This window comes from Kitasatospora kazusensis (assembly GCF_039529945.1).
Lineage (GTDB): Bacteria > Actinomycetota > Actinomycetes > Streptomycetales > Streptomycetaceae > Kitasatospora > Kitasatospora kazusensis.
Genome location: NZ_BAAANT010000151.1, coordinates 1 through 509, shown reverse-complemented (window position 1 = coordinate 509; position 509 = coordinate 1). Strand labels below are relative to the sequence as shown.

Annotated in this window: 1 protein-coding gene; it reads left to right on the top strand. The window is 69.5% G+C overall.

The genetic code is table 11. The features are described from left to right. Nucleotides 1–509, top strand: a 509-nt coding sequence (locus tag ABD330_RS32430) for a WXG100-like domain-containing protein (protein WP_344469903.1), incomplete at both ends; no start/stop codon positions are given.

The window sequence follows — 509 nt, the reverse complement described above, 5'->3', positions numbered from 1 at the left end:
GCCGCGCACGCCTCGGACGCCGCGATGAAGCAGGCCCTGGAGGGTCAGCAGGGCGCTGCGGCCGATGCGTTGGCCAAGCACTGGGCCGACTACACGGTGGGCAAGGGGACGGAGTCGGATCCGGGGTACCTGCCGGGTCTGGTCGCCTCCTGCAACGGCATGGGCGACATGCTGGAGGGGATGGCGAACTCGGCGGAGACCGCGAAGATCCAGATCATCGCGCAGCTGGGGATCCTGGCGTTCGAGCTGGCGACGGCGGAGGCGGAGGCGGTGCCGACGTTCGGTGCGTCGATGGCGGAGATCCCGGTGTTCGTGGGGATCACGCGTGAGGTCGTTCAGCAGCTGTTGAAGACGCTGCTGAAGGAGGCGCTGGAGCACGCGGTGAAGCAGGCGGTGCAGATGGCGGCGATCAACCTGATGGCGCAGGCCATCGAGGTGGCGCAGGGGCACCGCAAGAGCATCGACATGAAGGAGCTCGGCCAGGCGGCCGAGGGCGGCGCGGTGGCCGG